The 15,842-nt window shown below is 71.8% G+C and carries 14 protein-coding genes; 3 read left to right on the plus strand and 11 right to left on the minus strand.

Features of this window, described 5'->3' with window-relative positions; translation table 11 throughout:
• Window positions 1-207: 207 nt before the first annotated feature.
• The 6 genes from ADK86_RS24770 to ADK86_RS24795 form a co-directional block, all read right to left on the minus strand.
• Complete coding sequence (locus ADK86_RS24770) at window positions 208-1,248, minus strand: ParB N-terminal domain-containing protein (RefSeq protein ID WP_053698565.1); 1,041 nt, start codon at window positions 1,246-1,248, stop codon at window positions 208-210.
• A gap of 253 nt (window positions 1,249-1,501) precedes the next feature.
• Window positions 1,502-3,328: an asparagine synthase (glutamine-hydrolyzing) gene (gene asnB, locus ADK86_RS24775; protein ID WP_053698566.1), complete on the minus strand. Its 1,827-nt coding sequence runs from the start codon at window positions 3,326-3,328 to the stop codon at window positions 1,502-1,504.
• Between the two features lie 61 nt (window positions 3,329-3,389).
• Entirely contained in the window at window positions 3,390-4,634 is a 1,245-nt protein-coding gene (locus tag ADK86_RS24780) for a cytochrome P450 (protein ID WP_234346011.1), read from the minus strand.
• An 85-nt stretch (window positions 4,635-4,719) separates the two neighbouring features.
• On the minus strand, window positions 4,720-5,955 hold the full coding sequence (locus tag ADK86_RS24785; RefSeq protein ID WP_053698568.1) for a multidrug effflux MFS transporter: 1,236 nt from the start codon (window positions 5,953-5,955) through the stop codon (window positions 4,720-4,722).
• A 421-nt stretch (window positions 5,956-6,376) separates the two neighbouring features.
• Window positions 6,377-7,393 (minus strand): helix-turn-helix domain-containing protein, encoded by a 1,017-nt coding sequence (locus ADK86_RS24790; protein ID WP_053698569.1) that lies wholly within the window; start codon window positions 7,391-7,393, stop codon window positions 6,377-6,379.
• 98 nt (window positions 7,394-7,491) lie between these two features.
• The gene (locus ADK86_RS24795) at window positions 7,492-8,370 is read right to left on the minus strand and encodes a tachylectin-related carbohydrate-binding protein (RefSeq protein ID WP_159393945.1); all 879 of its coding nucleotides are present in this window, start codon (window positions 8,368-8,370) and stop codon (window positions 7,492-7,494) included.
• Window positions 8,371-8,582: 212 nt separating this feature from the next.
• On the opposite strand from ADK86_RS24795, the gene ADK86_RS24800 reads away from it, so the two are divergent.
• Both ADK86_RS24800 and ADK86_RS24805 read left to right on the plus strand, forming a co-directional pair.
• Window positions 8,583-8,843, plus strand: coding sequence for a GlsB/YeaQ/YmgE family stress response membrane protein (locus tag ADK86_RS24800; protein WP_030600057.1), 261 nt, complete (start codon window positions 8,583-8,585; stop codon window positions 8,841-8,843).
• Between the two features lie 105 nt (window positions 8,844-8,948).
• Window positions 8,949-9,485 carry an alpha/beta hydrolase gene (locus ADK86_RS24805; RefSeq protein WP_053698571.1) on the plus strand — a complete coding sequence of 179 codons (537 nt, stop codon included), beginning with the start codon at window positions 8,949-8,951 and terminating at the stop codon, window positions 9,483-9,485.
• 37 nt (window positions 9,486-9,522) lie between these two features.
• On the opposite strand, the gene ADK86_RS24810 is transcribed toward ADK86_RS24805, so the two are convergent.
• Entirely contained in the window at window positions 9,523-10,722 is a 1,200-nt protein-coding gene (locus ADK86_RS24810) for an MBL fold metallo-hydrolase (RefSeq protein WP_078952241.1), read from the minus strand.
• A gap of 271 nt (window positions 10,723-10,993) precedes the next feature.
• Here ADK86_RS24810 and ADK86_RS24815 point away from each other — a divergent pair, with 271 nt between their 5' ends.
• Entirely contained in the window at window positions 10,994-12,094 is a 1,101-nt protein-coding gene (locus ADK86_RS24815; RefSeq protein ID WP_053698572.1) for a hypothetical protein, read from the plus strand.
• Here the strand turns inward: ADK86_RS24815 and ADK86_RS24820 are convergent.
• The 4 genes from ADK86_RS24820 to ADK86_RS24835 form a co-directional block, all read right to left on the minus strand.
• Window positions 12,063-13,565 carry an NAD(P)/FAD-dependent oxidoreductase gene (locus tag ADK86_RS24820; protein ID WP_324611415.1) on the minus strand — a complete coding sequence of 501 codons (1,503 nt, stop codon included), beginning with the start codon at window positions 13,563-13,565 and terminating at the stop codon, window positions 12,063-12,065. The two genes, ADK86_RS24815 and ADK86_RS24820, sit on opposite strands and share 32 nt — an antisense overlap.
• Before the next feature lie 161 nt (window positions 13,566-13,726).
• Window positions 13,727-14,599 (minus strand): SAM-dependent methyltransferase, encoded by an 873-nt coding sequence (locus tag ADK86_RS24825; protein WP_053698586.1) that lies wholly within the window; start codon window positions 14,597-14,599, stop codon window positions 13,727-13,729.
• 23 nt (window positions 14,600-14,622) lie between these two features.
• Window positions 14,623-14,910, minus strand: a complete 288-nt coding sequence (locus tag ADK86_RS24830) for a DUF397 domain-containing protein (RefSeq protein WP_003981506.1) — start codon at window positions 14,908-14,910, stop codon at window positions 14,623-14,625.
• A 3-nt stretch (window positions 14,911-14,913) separates the two neighbouring features.
• The gene (locus tag ADK86_RS24835; protein WP_030600045.1) at window positions 14,914-15,780 is read right to left on the minus strand and encodes a helix-turn-helix domain-containing protein; all 867 of its coding nucleotides are present in this window, start codon (window positions 15,778-15,780) and stop codon (window positions 14,914-14,916) included.
• Window positions 15,781-15,842: the final 62 nt, after the last annotated feature.

The following is a 15,842-nucleotide window of genomic DNA, read 5'->3' on the forward strand; positions in this document are numbered from 1 at the left end:
GGTGTTCAAGGCCGTGGCGTGTGTAACGGGCCTATGAGGGCGCGGGTTTGGTGTCCGCTTTCCCTGCCTTGAGCGCGAATGGCGGTGATGAGGCGGCACTTGGTGGCGGCGTCCGGATCGGTTCGCGGCAGCACTCGGCAGGAGATACGGCAGCTCAGCCCAACGGTAACGGCGGCCGACGCGGGCCCCGTACGACAGCCTTTCCGGTCAGCCTTCCGACGCCCGTCCGGCCATTTCGCGGGCGAACTCCTGCCATATCCGCGCACACTGGTCCGCTATGTCGGCCACCGCCCCGGCACGGTGCGCCGGAACCCCGTCGATGAGGGCTTGCCAATGCGCGACCGGAATTTCGTGTGAGCTGAGCAGCCGCAGCAGTGCGCGCCCCATATCGGTGGAGCGCAATGCGGGGTCCTGCTTCAGGGGGCGTAACCGCTCGGGCAATGACGGATGCGGTACGTCCGGCACGGTACGGCGATGTCCGTTGGCGACCAAGGCGCCATCATTACAGGGCTCTTCGCCACCGGGGCCCACCGCCCGCCGCACCCCGCCATGGGCCCCCGGCACCGGGTCCTGCCCGTTCTCCAGGCGTTTGCGTACGTCCTGGGCCGTGCCCAGGGATATCCCGGCGCGGCTGGCGATCTCCCGCAGCGAGGCGTGCGGCCGCTCGCCGATCAGCTTGCTGGCGTAGAGCCGCCCTTCGGCGACGCTGGCGGGGTACGTACGGCCGTCCCGGCCCAGCCGTCCCCCACCGTTCAGGCGGGGATTTTCCTCGGCTGAACGGCGCCGGATGGCGCCCACCGTTTTCGGGGACAGGCCCGACACCTCGCCGATCGACCGGTCCGACCACTGCGGATAGGCGCGCAGGATGCGGGCGGCCGCCGCCTTGCGGTCGGCCAGCGGCAGCGGGAGGCCGTGTCCGACGTTCGAGCGGACCGCCAGGACGAAGCACTCCTCTTCCGTGCCTTCGAAGAATTCCACGCGGATGTGCGTACCGCCGCGCAGCAGCTCGGCCTGTACCCGGTGTGCCCCGTCGAGCACGCGCATCGTCGGGTGGTGCACCAGGATGGGCGGCAGCAGCGAGGCGTCCAGCGTGGCCAGCGTCCTGACGTGGTCCGGGTTCGGTCCGCCGCTGCGCAGCGGGCGGGAGACGTCCAGTGCGCTGATCGGCACGGTGACCGCCCGGCCCGGTCGTACGGCGCCGGGCCCGGGGGCGGTCCGTGATGCCCGTAAGGCTGACTCGACGGTCATCCCACCGCTCACCTTCCCCCCTGGCGCAGTCCCGTGCACCCCATCAAAGCCGGGCGCCCATGGCACCAGAAGGACGGGCGGCGGTCAGCTGGGTCAGGTCACGGTCAGAATGGTCAAAGTCGATGCTGACCAGGGGCGGAGCGGTCGGTCGTCGCGAAGGGCCGGTGCGCTGCGTGGCTGTCCATGGACGACACGGGCCGGTGCGGCCCCCGCTGAGGGTCCGCACCGGCCCGGTACTCGGCCTCACTCCGCGTCAGAGCTTCAATTCGTGATTCTCCAGCCAGCTGTTGAGCTGCACCATGAATTCCAGCCCGATGCGGTACGGCCAGCCGTCCCCCGTCCGCTGCCGGACGCCGCCGTGGTCGATGAGGGAATGCACCGGCGCGTTGGAGTCGGCGGCCAGCTTCTCGAACTCGGCGCGCAGCGCGGCATCGTAGCGCGGGTCGTGGCTGACCGGATACGCGCTCTTCTTGCGCTCCACGATGCTCCGCGGCAGGAGATCGCGGGTGGCGGCGCGCAGCAGGCTCTTCTCCTTTCCGTCGAAGAACTTCATCGACCACGGCACATTGAAGGTGTATTCGACGAGCCGGTGGTCGCAGAACGGCACCCGCACTTCGAGGCCCACGGCCATGCTCATCCGGTCCTTGCGGTCGAGCAGCAGGGGCACGAAGCGGGTGATGCTGAGATAGCTCACCTCCCGGATCCGCCGCTCGTCCGCGCTTTCGTCGGGCAGGACCGGAACCTCGGCCAGCGCCTCGGAACAGCGCTGGGCGCGGTACCCTTCGATGTCCAGATCGGCGATCAGCCCCGGGTCGATCAGCCCGGACAGCATGGGGATCAGGTCGTATCCCGCGGCCACCCAGGGAAAGGTCTTCGCGTCGCGCAGCTCGGGTGCGTGGAACCACCCGTAGCCCCCGAACAGTTCGTCGGCCGCCTCGCCGGACAAGGCCACCGTCGAGCGTTCGCGTATGGCCCGGAACAGCAGGTACAGCGAGGCGTATCCGTCACCGAGCATCGCGGCGGGCGCATCGTATGCCTTCGGCACCAGGGCCCGGATACGCGGGTCGGTGAGTTCCTCCAGGGAAATGACCAGATTGGTGTGGTCGGCGGCCACATGATCGGCCATTTCCGCGGCGTAGGGAGCGTCCGGGGAACTGTGGACCACGTTGGCGGTGAAGTCCCGTTCGTTGCCGGCGAAGTCGACGGAGAACGAACGCACCGGACCGGCGCCGCGTCCGGCGAGCGAACGGGCGGCGAGCGCGGTCACCGCGCTGGAATCCAGCCCGCCGGAGAGCAGGGTGCACAGCGGGACATCGGCGATGAGCTGGCGCTCGACGATGTCTTCGAGCAGTTCGCGCACCGTCCGTACGGTGGTGTCCAGGTCGTCGGTGTGTTCGCGCGCCTCCAGCGCCCAGTACCGCTGGATACGCGATCCCGTGCGGCCGAAGCGGAGCAGGTGGCCGGGGCGCAGCTCGTACATGCCGTGGAAGACCGCGTGTTCCGGAGTTTTGACGCAGGCCAGCAGCTCGCGCAGCCCGTCCTGGTCCACGACCGGGCGTACTTCGGGGTGGGCGAGTATCGCCTTGGCCTCCGAGCCGAACAGCAGCCCGCGCTCCGTCGGGAAGTAATACAGCGGCTTGATGCCGATCCGGTCGCGGACGAGGACCAGTTCCTCGCTGCGCGCGTCCCAGAGGCCGAAGGCGAACATTCCGTTCAGCTTGTCGACCATGCCCGCGCCCCATTGCAGATAGGCGTGCAGGACGACTTCGGTATCGCTTTCAGTGCGGAAACGGTGCCCGAGCGCGCGCAGTTCGGCCCGCAGCTCGCGGTAGTTGTACACCTCTCCGCTGTACGTGACGGCCGCCAGCGTACGGCCGTCGTGCTCGACGGTCATCGGCTGGACCCCGCCTTCGAGGTCGATCACCGCGAGGCGCCGGTGGCCGAGGCCGATGTGGGTGTCCGTCCAGTATCCCTGCGCGTCAGGACCCCGACAGGCCATCGTGTCGGCCATGCCCCGCAGCACGTCCCGCGCGCTGTGCATATCACGCTCGAAATCCACCCAGCCCGTTATGCCGCACATGACATCCTCACTCTCTCTTCGGTTCGAGTCGGGTCGGCCGGCGCGCCAGGTTCAGCGCGGGTCACCAGGTGACCGGGAATGCGTGGATACCGTAGATGTCCGCGTCGTGCTTGAACGGCAGTTCACCGGTCGGTATCGCGGAGCGCAGCGTCGGTATCCGCCGGAGCAGCGTCGCATAGACGATCTCCAGCTCCATGCGGGCGAGATTCTGTCCCAGGCACTGGTGGGCCCCGAAGCCGAAAGCCAGTTGGTGACGGGCTCCGCGTTGCAGGTCCAGTGCGTCGCCGTCGGGAAACACCGCGGGGTCGCGGTTGGCCACGTTGCACAGTGCCACGAGGACATCGCCCGCTTTGATCAGGCTGCCGCCCAGTTCCACGTCCTCGGTGGCGACGCGGGTGGGAATGAACTCGGCGATGGTGAAGTACCGCAGGAGTTCTTCCACCGCGACCGGGAGTTTGCTCGGGTCCGCGCGCAGGGCGTCCGCGTCCGCGGGGCGGTCGAGCAGGGCCATGGTGCCGAGCGAAATCATGTTCGCGGTGGTCTCGTGTCCGGCGACCAGCAGCAGAAAGGCCATGCGCGCCAGATCCTGGTGGCGGTACGTCCCCGCCTCGCGCAGTTTCACGATCTGGCGTCCGAGGAGGTCGTCGGTCGGCGCGGCCTCCTTCTCGGTGATGAGGTCGCCGAGGAATTCGATGAGTTCGTCCAGCGCGCGCAGCCGCTCTTCCGCCGAGGCGCCGCGCAGCAACAGCATGTGGGACCGGGACTGGAAGAAGTCGTGGCCTTCGTAGGGCACGCCGAGCTGCTCGCAGATCACCAGCGAGGGAACGGGGAGCGCGAGCGCGCTGACCAGGTCCGCGGGTTTCGGTCCTGCCAGCATGGTGTCGATGCAGTCGTCCACGATCTGCTGAATTCGCGGCTGCAGGGCCTTCATGCGCTTGAGGGTGAATTCGCCGGTCACGGAGCGGCGGACTTCCCGGTGTTCCGTACCGTCCATGGAAATCATCGTCCGGCGGAAGTTGCCCGGCTGCCCGTCGACCTGGAAGGGAAAGCCCTGCCGCTGCCGGTCGGCGCTGAAACGCGCGTCGTTGAGCATGGTGCGGATATCGGCGTGATTGCTCACCGCCCAGACCGGCGCACCCGGCGCCAAGGTCGCCAGGGTGACCTTGACGGGGCGGCCCTGCCGCTGGAATGCGATGTGCTGCGCATTCGGGGAGTAGGGGCAGGCACGGGCGATTTCCAGTTCCTGCGCGGCCGCGGTCACGGTCGCTGTCGCTATCGCTGTCGAGGCACGTTCCGTACTGGTCACGGTCTTCCCTTCTCCGGTACGCCGAGGGACACGGTGCCGGCGGGCGGGTGCGGTGGACGCGGTGCTGGGGCGCGGTGCTGGGGGCTCAGGACTGACCGGCCGGTTCGCCATGGCCCTGCCACGGCCGGGCGAGGGCGACCAGGGCCACCGCGGCGATGAGGGAACAGCCCAGGACCACGACGGCCGTCGACATCGCGGTGGTGTTGCCCAGCACACCGGGGAGCGGTGCGGCCGCCGCGCCCAGCACGAACTGGGCGCCGCCGAGCAGACCGGAAGCGGCGCCGGGGGCGTCGCCGCCGACCGCGAGGATGATGGTGGTCGAGGCGGGCAGCAGCAGCCCGAACCCGGTGGTCAGACCGAACAGGCAGGCCCAGGTGGTGGGGAAGGTGCTGATGCCGAGGGAGAGCAAACCCACCAGCGCGGCCAGGGAGACGACGGTGATGGCCACGCCGACGGCGAGCAGGCTGTTCAGGCGTACACGCCCGGCCAGCCGCCCGAAGACCGTACCGGCCGCCACGGTGCCGACGGCGTTCGCGGCGAAGACGAGGCTGTAGCCGGTGGGCGACAGGCCGTAGATGTTCTGGAAGACGAAGGGCGAGCCGCTGATGTACGCGAAGAGGGCGCCCAGTCCGCACCCCATGACGAGCAGGTAGCCGACCAGTTCGCGGCGCCGGAGCAGGCCGCCCATCGCGGCGAACACGGCCCGCAGCCCGCCGGTCCTGCGCCGCTCGGCGGGCAGCGATTCGGGCACCCAGGCCCGGACCGCCAGCAACAGCAGCAGCCCCGTCAGGGCCAGCGCCACGAACACCAGGCGCCATGAGCCGATGTCGAGGATCAGCCCGCCGGCCACCGGCGCGAGCACCGGCGCGGTCGAGCCGATCACGCTCAGCGTGGTGAGCCGGCGCGCCGCGTGGGTGCCGGTGAACCGGTCGCTGACGACGGCCCGTCCGATGACGATCCCCGCGCCGCCCGCGACGCCTTGCAGCAGCCGGGCCAGGTCGAAGACGGTGATGGTCGGGGCGACCGCGCAGACCAGCGAGAACACGGTGAACATGCCGGAACCGGCGAGGAGCAGGCGCCGGCGCCCCATCGCGTCGCTGAGCGGGCCGATGACGATCTGGCCGATGGCGAGCCCGATGAGGCAGGCCGTCAGGGAGAGCTGGACGGCCGTCTTCGAGGTGCCGTACGAGCCGACGATCTCGGGGAAGCCGGGCGCGTACATATCGATGGCGAACGGCGAAACCGCCGAGAGCCCGCCGAGGACGATGATGAGTCGCCCCGTTCCGGTCCGGGCGGGCGCGGAATCGATGCTGACAGTCATCGGTCTCCATCCGAAGGTGCCTGAGGGATACCTGAACAGTAAGGTAAGCCTAACCTTACTTCCACCCCGACTGTCGACCCGGCCCCGACGCGGAACCGGCTCATCGCCGCCCATCAGTTCCGGTCAAGTGCGCACGCCCCTCGGGAAGTTGGGCAGCATGAAGGCAGCGGCCCGCGCGGTACCGCCGGCGGCGCCGAGACCGCCGCCGGTCACCGCGTACGGCATGGGCCGCTCCACGCCATATCTTCCGCACCGGGACATCGCCATGGTGTGGAGCGCGGAGCCCGGGGATGTGGAGCGCGGTTCCCAACCGCCGCGGGCTCTCCGGCGCCCGCTCTCAGGGAGTCAGAAGTTCGCCCGCACTACGGGCGTCAGAGTGTGCCGCTCTCAGGGCGTCACGAGCGTGCCCGCCCTCAGAGCGTCACGAGTGCGCCCGCCGGAACCGGGCGGGAGTGGTGCCCCGGTCGCGCCGGAAGGCGTAGCCGAAATTGCTGGGCGAGGCGTAGCCGACCTCGTGCCCGATCCGGGCCACCGGCCAGTCGGTCTCCACGAGCAGTGCCGCGGCCCGGTCGAGGCAGCGACGCCGGTGGTAGTCCATCACCGATGTCCCGTACAGCGCGCGGAACCCGGTGGCCAGGCGCCGGACCGACATCGACGACGCGCGAGCCAGCTCGGCCAGCGTCGGCGGCGCGTGGCGTGCCCGCCACAGCAGGTCGGGGACGCGGCGCAGCGCGGCCACCTCGTGGTCGTCCAGGACCAGGGACTCCTGGGCGTCCGCGGGCGGCGCGGTGACGGTGAGCCCGTCGATCAGTGCGGCCATCGCCGCCACCAGCCGCGACTCCATGAACAGCAGGCGCCCGGGGGACGAGCGCCGGTGCAGGAAGATCTCCTCCAGCGGCCCGGCCACCGGGCGCAGCGCGGCGGAGCGGCCCAGGTACCGTTCGCGCGCGACGTGGTCCGGCCCGATGGCCGGCAGGGCGCCCGTACCGAGTCCGCCGAGGTAGGACTCCAGCCCGGTCCAGGTCCCGGTGATCGACACCGCGCGGTACCGCTCGCCGTCGCCGTGCGCGATGACGCCGTCGGTGGCGCACCGGGGGCTCAGCGACACCGAACTGGCCCGCAGGTCGCCGGCGCCGGTGCTGGTCTCCCTGATGTGCATGCGCCCGTCGACGCAGTGCTCCAGCTCGAAGTGGTCGCCGGGGAAGGCGAACCCGACCTGGTGCCCGCCGGCGAACGCCACGTCGTACCGGAGGATGTGGAACCCGCTGCGCAGCGACGTCACCTCGATCGTGCCGTCGCCGACCTCGGGGCGCAGCCGGTGCCGCACGGTGCCGTCGCGGCACGTGTCGGCCTGGGCGATCGACGCGAAGTAGGCCGCGTACGTCGCGTCCAGGTCGGTGGAACCGGCCGCGCCGGCGAGCTGGTGAACCGGGGTCACAAGATCAAGGTTAGCCTCCCCTTAGTGATTTGCCCATGTTCAGGCGGCCGGGGCTTCCCGAGCGTGCGGTGGTCCGCGCTCCGGTCAGCCGGAGCGGGTCAGAACAGGACATCGTAGGCTTGCCAGCCGCCACCGATCGGGATGGCCTTGTTGGGAACGACCCTGCCCTGGTAGCGCATTCCCTCGTAGACCGACAGGTTGCCGTCGAGGTCGCGGACGGCCAGGTCGGGCAGCTGGTCGCCGTCCAGGTCCCGGATGCCGACGAAGTCGGCGTAGATGTTCCAGCCGCCGCCCACGCGGACCCGGGTCTCGAAGGGCCGGGAAGGGTCGCCGGAGCCGGTGGCCTGGTACTTCCAGAGCACGCCGTCCGTGTCGCGGGCCAGGAGGCCGTTGCCGAAGGTGGTCAGGCGGTCGTACACCAGCCAGCCGCCGCCCACCCGCACCGGCGGCGCGAACGGGGCGGAGGGCTTGCCCGTACCGGCGTAGAAGTAGAGGCCGCCGTCGGTGTCGCGGGCCACCAGGTCGTTCTTGCCGTCGTTGTTGGCGTCGCCCGCACCCGTGATGCTGATGTACCGGTCCCAGCCGTATCCGATGGCCTGCCGAGCCTTGAACGGCGCGGACGGGTCGCCGCTGCCCTCGTAGAAGTACAGCTTCCCGCTCCGGTCGACGGCCGCGACGTCCCCCGTACCGCCGGCCGACGTCCCCCCGAGCGAGGTGATCTGCACATACTGGTCCCAGCCCGCGCCGATTCTCGCCCGCGGCCGGAACGGCGGAACGGTCCATCCCGTGCCCTCGTACTGCCACAGCACACCGTCGTGATCCCGGGCGTACATCGCCGTACGCTCCGAGGCGGGCCGGGGCTGCGCCGACGCGGCGGCCGGACCGGCGGCGGCGAGCGGCAGGGCGAGTGAGGCCGCGACGGCGGCGGCGATCAGGGCCGGACGGAAACGACGGCGGATGCGCTGCATGCGTAACATCAAGTCCCCTTAGCGTATGTGCCGTTACGTCCTCCCATGTCCGGAAGACGGGCGGCATCGACCGTTTTCCAGGACCATACTGACAAGTGACCGTTATCCGAGCAGGACGTGAAGATCGGTGACCGAATGGTCATATTGCGGGGCGTAGGACGGCCTGGGAGGGGCACGCGCACGGGTGTCCGAGGGTGCACCACCAACCGGAAGGAGTCGTCGTGTCGTTCCTGTGGGCCGTCATCGCGGGGCTCGTCATCGGGCTGCTGGCCAAGCTGGTCGTGCCCGGTCGGCAGCCCGTCCCCCTGTGGCTGACAGTCATCCTGGGCATGGTCGGCGCCGTCGCCGGCAACGCGCTCGCCACCGCCTTCGGCGTGCGCGACACCGGCGGTATCGACTGGATCCGCCATATCTTCCAGATCGGCATCGCAGCCGTCCTGCTCGCCGTGATCACTCCCCTGTGGGTCCGCCGGCGTGCCTGACCACGCCGTACGGACCGGCTGTGCCGGGCACCGCGCCGGCGGAGCCGGTCCGTGCGGCCGGGGCGGGCCGGACCCCGCTCTCCTGAGGTCCACGCCATGCGTGGGATGTTCACGACCGACGGCCGGAAGCTGTCGTACCTGGATCACGGAGGTCCGGGGCGGCCGCTGCTCGCCCCGCACGGGCACTACAACGAAGCGTCGGTGTTCGCGCCACTGGCCGCGGCCCTGGCGCCGCGGTGGCGGGTGATCGCGCTCGACCAGCGCGGACACGGCGAGTCCGACCGTGCCCGCGGCTACGAGCGGGACGGTCACGTGGCCGATGTCGCCGCCTTCCAGCGGCACTTGGGGGGTCGGCCCCGTACCGTTCCTGGGCCCCAGAAGGCGCTCGGCGCCGACCACTGGGCGGACTGGGCCTCGGTGTCCTGCCCCACCCTGCTGGTCCGTGGGACGCGCAGCGACGAACTGTCCGCAGAACACGCCCGGGACATGGTCGCCCGCCGCGCCGGCGGGGCCCGCCTCGTGGAACTGCCGGCCGGCCACTGCGTCCGTCTCGACGCCCCGTCCCGGCTCGCTGCCGAGGTCACGGCCTTCCTGTCCGGGGACGGGAGCGAAAGCCGGAACGGGAACGGAACGCGGAGCTAGACCGGGGCCGGCGCCAGGACCGGGCCGCCTCCCCGCCTCATCCCGCCACCTCGAACGCCTCGGTGGCCGGTGTCCGGGCGGGCCAGGACGGCCAGCCGTGGACCGGCGGGAGGGCCACGGTCCGCCACCACGGCTCCACCACGGGCTCGTCGGCGGGCTCGAAGGGGCGGCCGGGGTGCGGGACGGCGCAGGGGAATCCGGCGGTGCGGGCGGCGTACATGGTGCGTTCGGCGGGTTCGGCCCAGGGGTGGGGCGCGAGGTTGAAGGTGCCCCAGTGGATCGGCAGCATCAGACCGGTCGGCCGGCCGCCCTGGAGGTCCAGATGGGCCCGCGCCCCTTCTTCGGGCGTCATGTGCACGTCCGGCCAGAACTCGCTGTACGCACCGATCTGGATCATCGTGGCGTCGAACGGGCCGTGTTCGGCGCCGATTTCGGCGAAGCCGGGGAAGTAGCCGGTGTCGCCGCTGTGGAAGATCCGGTTCTCGGGGCCGGCCACCACCCAGGACGCCCACAGGGTGTGTTGCGGACCGCGCAGCCCGCGTCCGCAGAAGTGCTGCGCCGGCGTCGCGGTGAGGGTCAGGCCGCCGACCTCGGTGGACTCGTGCCAGTCCAGTTCGGTGATGCGCTCCTCGGGGACGCCCCACAGTTCGAGGTCGGCGCCGATGCCCAGCGGTACGACGAAGCGGGTGCCCGTACGGATCAGTGCCTTGACCGTCGGCATGTCGAGGTGGTCATAGTGGTCGTGCGAGATCACCACCGCGTCGACCGGGTCCAGTTCGCCGAGCGGGACCGGCACCGGGTGCAGCCGCCGCGGCCCGGCCCAGGTGAACGGTGAGCAGCGCTCGCCCCAGACCGGGTCGAACAGCACCCGGTGCCCGTCGATCTCGGCGAGCACGCTCGAATGCCCCATCCACGTCAGCCGCAGCCCGGAGGCGGGCGGCTCGCCCCAGTCCGCCGCGGTGGGCCGGTGCACCGGGATGCGGCCGACCGGCATCCGGCGCAGCCGGCCCTCGCGGGCGAACTGCGTACGGGCCATGGGCAGCGCGGAGCCCGGGAGCAGCTGCCGGGTCGGTACGGGGTTGCGGAACTGGCCGTCCACGAACTGCGGGGACCGGTGTATCCGCGCCAGCCGCTCCCCGGTGGGCCAGGCACCGAAGACGGCGGGGCGGCGCAGTGCGTACCGCCCGGCGGCAGGCGGGTCGGACGGGGTCTGGCGGCGGGGTCGGAAGCCGGGCACGGCACCTCCATGGTTCGGGCGGTAGCGCTGTCAACGGGTCGCCGCGCAGTGAACGGACCGCCGCGGCGACGGGTTCCGGCACGCCGGCGTCCGGGCGCGTGGCACCGGCAGCGGATCACGACGCCCGGACACGACACGTGTTCCCCCACCGTCCCGAACCACTCGGCCGGCCTGCGCATTCCGGGGCGGGCGGCGTGCGCTCCCGGCCGGGTCCGGGGCTCCGCGTACCTCTCCCCTGTGCGGCCGGACCGTACGGCCCTACCTTCATGTCATGGCCCAGACCTGTCCGCCGGACCACGACGATTCCTCGGACGGCGGGAAGCCGCTCCCGGCCGAACCGGCCCGACCGTCCCAACCGGCCGAACCGGACCGGCCGACCCGACCGGCCGAACTCCCCCCGCCCGTCGCCCGCGCCGCCCCGCACCTGTTCCGGCCGGGGGTGCGGCTGGTGGCCCTGCCGCTGGTGGTCACGCTCGGACTGCTGGCCGTCGCCGGGCTCGGCACCGGTTTCGTGGGGCGGTTCCGGGCCGCCGAGTCGCCCGAGGCGCGCGCCTTCACCAAGCTGCTGGAGTTCGACCTGTGGAGCGCGCTGGTCGGCGCCTCGATCGCGCTGTATGTGGCGGTGGCGTACGCGATGGCGTACGGGGTGCACCGGCGCTGGCGGCACCCGGTCGACCGGCCCGCCCCCTGGGCCGTGGCCGTACTGGCGGTGGGGGCCGTCCTGCTGATGGGCGCGGTCTTCGGTGTGCTGCGCTTCTTCACGCCGCCCGGCACCCTGCCCGTACCGCTCGACGGGCTGTCATGGCGCGTGCCGGTGCTGCTCGTCCTGGGGATGCTGGCGGCGGCGCCGGGCGCGGTGGGCCTGTGGGACGTACAGGCGGGGCTGTTACGGCTGAGCCGTCGGCTGCCCGCCGAGCCGGGCGTCCTGGCGCCCGCGGGCGCGTTGCGGGAACTGCACCTCGCGTGGCGGGACGCGGTGCGCTTCCTGACCGGCGGCAGCCTGATCATCTCGACCGCGGTCATCGACGCGGGCGCGCTGCGCAACGCGCTGCTCGCCCACGGCGCACCGGAGAAAACTTTCCCGGCGTCCTCCGTGCTGCTCTACGGGGCTTTCTTCAGCGTGATGTTCGCGCTGGTCTTCCTGCCGGTCGTGGTGCTGTGGCGGTCGGTCGCGGGCCGCCTGGTGGAGGTGACGGTCCGTATCCCCGAGGCGGACGAGCTGACCGAGGACTGGATCGAGCGCCGGGCCCGGCTGGTGGCGTTCCTGCGCCTGGACCTCTCCCTGCCCAAAGTACTGGCCCCGGCGCTGGGAATCCTGGCGCCGCTGGCCACCGGCGCGGTCAGTCTGTTCCTGCCGAGCGGGGGGCAGTGACGCGCAGGACAGGGGGCGCGCCGGATACGGTCAGGCCGCCCGGTCCAGCGGTACCACGGCGGTCGGCGGGGCACTGAGACCGGGCCGGAGCGGCAGCAGCAGGGTGCGCAGGACCGTGCGCGGGGCCATCAGGCGGGACGGCGGCGCGGTCAGGCACAGGACGTCGCGGAAGGCGGCGCCGAGGACGGGATCGACGACGGCGCGCAGCACGAGCCGCTGTACGTACCAGGAGGTCAGCCGCTCGCCGAGGCCCGCACGGGCGTCCGGGCCGTCGGCATACGGCCGGTCGGCGCCGACCGCGGTGCTCCAGGCGGCGTCGGAGGCGCGCGCCACCGCGCGCTGTGCCTCCTGCGCTCAGCCCCGGCCGCAGACCACCGCCGGAGTCCAGGGTGCGGCGCAGCGCCAGGGCGCCGAGCGCGGCGACCGACATGCCCTGCCCGTAGACCGGATTGAAGGTGCAGTTGGCGTCGCCGAGGACGACGAAGCCCTCGGGGACGGCGCCGGGCCGCTCGAAGTGCCGACGGCGGTTGGCGGTGTCGCGGAAGCCGTAGACGGGCGAGACCGGGTCGACGTGCGACAGCAGGCCGTGGATGTACGGGTCGCCGATCGTGGCGGTGAAGTCGGCGAAGCCCTGGTCGTCGGTGGGCGGGTGGTGGCCGCGTACGCCCGCGGCGGTGAGCAGCCAGGTGCCGTCCTCGACGGGTACGTACACGGCGCCGCGCGGACAGCCCGGCCAGCCGGGGACGTTGACGCCCATGTCCGGGGCGCCGGCCGGTCCGGTGGGGCGGAGCATCCGGGTCGCGTAGGCGATCCCGGCGTCCACGGTCTCCTGGCGCGGGGCGGGGCGGCCCAGTTCGGTGTACCACTGCGGGGCCTTGGACGTGCGCCCGGAGGCGTCCACGACGAGCGCCGCGTGGAGGGTCCGCTCGGCCGGGGCCGCTCCGCCGGTCCGGCCGCCGCCGCCCTTCCGTGCCCGTACCCGTACGCCCGTCACCCGTCCCGCGTCGCCGGTCAGACCGACCGCCTCGGTCGCCTCCAGCACCTCCAGGCGGGTCGCCGACCCGGCGGCCGTCCGCAGTACGCGGTCCCGTACGACGCCGTCGATCACCGGGCGGGTGACCGACAGGCATCCGTGGCGGCGCTCGTCGAAGCGGTGCTGCCAGCCCAGGACCGTACGGGTGACCAGGTCGCGCGGCGGATAGAGGGTGCGCGCCCCGGCGTCGGTGAAGGCGCGGCCCGTGCCGGGCAGCAGTTCCTCCAGCGCGCGCAGGCCGCCGCTGAGGAAGACGTGCAGGTGGCGGGCCTGTGGGACGCCCTTGCGGAAGGCGTGGCCGGTCGGATAGCGGTCGCGTTCGACGACGGTGACCGCGTCCACGTGCCCGAGCAGGGCGGTGGCCGCGAGCATCCCGGCGAGTCCGCCGCCGATGACGACCGCGTGCCGCTCCCCCGCCGCTTCGGCAGTCTCTTCCACCGCTGCCCCCGTTCCGCCCTCGGGCGCCCCTCACGTCCGGCCGGCGGCCGTCGCACCACCGGTCCGGTACGGAACTTTCACCCTCGGTCTGCCGGGCGGCGCTGTCAACCACCACGCCACCCGCGCACTTGGACGTACCGCACGCCCGGCGGAGGCAGGCGCTACCCCTTCCGCCCCACCCCGCCGTAGAAGATGATGTTGTTCAGCTCCTCCGGGCCGGGCGGCGGCCCGTCCGGCCGCCACAGCGGCACCCGCACGACCCCCGGCTCCAGCAGGCCGAACGGGCCGAAGAGCGGCTCGACCTCGGCCTTGGTGCGCAGGTTCAGGGTGGCCGTGGCGTTCTTGTAGACGTCCAGGACGCCGTCCCGCGCCTGCTCGTCCGTACGGCCCTGCTCGTACGCCTCGTACGGCTCGCCCGTGGCGTGCGACAGCACCAGGACGCTGCCCGCGGGCAGTTCGCGCGCCAGTGCGGCGACGATTCCCGCCGGGTCCTCGTCGTCCCGCACGAAGTGCAGGACGGCCACCAGCAGCAGTGCCACCGGCCGATCGAAGTCGATCAGTTCGCGCACGGTCGGGTGGTCCAGGATCGCCCGCGGATCGCGTACGTCGGCCAGGACGAACCCGGTGTCCTCGGTGTTGGTCAGCCGCGCCCCCGCGTGGGTGGCGACGATGGGGTCGTTGTCCACGTAGACGACCCGGACGTCCGGCGCCGTCTCGCGAGCGACCTCGTGGGTGTTGGGCGAGGTCGGGATGCCCGTGCCGATGTCGATGATCTGCCGGATGCCGCCGGCGACCACCTCGCGCACCGCGCGGTGCAGGAAGGCCCGGTTGGCGCGGGCGCTCAGCCGCACCTGCGGGTGCGCCTCGATGACGCGCCGCGCGGCCTGGCGGTCGACCTCGTAGTTGTCCCGGCCGTCCAGGTAGTAGTCGTACATCCGGGCCGGGTGCGGCCTGCTGGTGTCGATCTCCTCGGGCGCGAAGGCCGCCGCGTCCTGGAGCCCCCGCGAGCCGTCCTCGTCCCACGAGCCGACCACGGCCCGGGAGAATTCCGCTTCCTTCACGCCGTCCTCCGATCGGTGCCGCAGCCGCACCCGCAGGGCGCCGCGGTGAGCAGGAAGTCGGCCGCGCCCGCCTTCGCGCCCTCGATGAAACTCTTGATCTCGCGGTGGGTGTAGATCAGGGCCGGGCCGCCCGGGTCGGTGGACTGGCGCAGCGCCACCCGGCCGTCCCCGAGCCGCAGCGCCTCCACGCACTCGCCGCCGTTGCCGCCGCTCCACGGCTTGTGCCAGCCGTCGCTGCCCAGGTCGGTGGCGGGCATGCCGTTGTAGATGCGTATGCGATCCATGGTTCAGATCTCCTTGCGAAAGCCGCCCAGAAGGGCCTCGGTGGTCTGTGCCGGCGCGGCTTGCGCGCACATCCGGTCCAGTGCCTCCAGAAAGGTCGAGACGTCGTCGCGCTGGTCGAAGTACACGGCTCCCACCAGGTTCTCGGCGTACGCGATGTCGGGCAGTTCCGGGATCGGGAACCGGAAGATGCTGAACGGCCCGTACATCGAGGGGTGCGGTCCGGCCGCGAACGGGATGATCTGCAGCCGGATGTTGGGCAGGGCCGCGGCCTCGGCCAGCCGGGCGATCTGGTCGCGCATCACCCGCGGCCCGCCGATCGGGCGCCGGAAGACGGTCTCGTCCATGACCACCCAGAGCATGGGGGCGTCCTGGCGGGTGAGCAGCGACTGCCGCTCCATGCGCAGCGCGACCGAGCGGTCGATCTCCTCGCGCGGCGCGTGCGGCTGGCCCGCGCGCAGCACGGCGCGGGCGTACTCCTCGGTCTGCAACAGGCCCGGTACGTAGTGGGGCTGGTAGCCGCGGATGAGGTTGGCCTCGCTCTCCAGGCTCACGTACGCGCTGAACCACTCGGGCAGCACGTCCCGGAAGTTGTGCCACCAGCCCGGCCGGTTGGCCTCGCGCGCCAGCTTCAGGAAGCCGTCGATCTCGTCCTGGTCGGTGACGCCGTAGGTCGCGAGCAGCTTCTCCACGTACGGGATCTTCAGGCCGACCTCGGCCTTCTCCATGCGCCGTACGGTGGCGTGGGTCACATCGAGGGCGGCGGCCGCCTGCTCGTAGGACAGCCCCGCCTTCTCACGCAGGTCCTGCAGTCGCTTGCCGAGCACCACCCGCAGGACGGTCGGAGCGCCACCCGACCGTGCATCCGCCACTTCTGATCCCCTCCAACCAACATGAGTGATCAGCAGTGTGTCATGTCGTCAGCAGACCCGAA

Origin of the sequence: Streptomyces sp. NRRL F-5755 (genome assembly GCF_001279365.1) — a bacterium.
Taxonomy (GTDB): domain Bacteria; phylum Actinomycetota; class Actinomycetes; order Streptomycetales; family Streptomycetaceae; genus Streptomyces; species Streptomyces rimosus.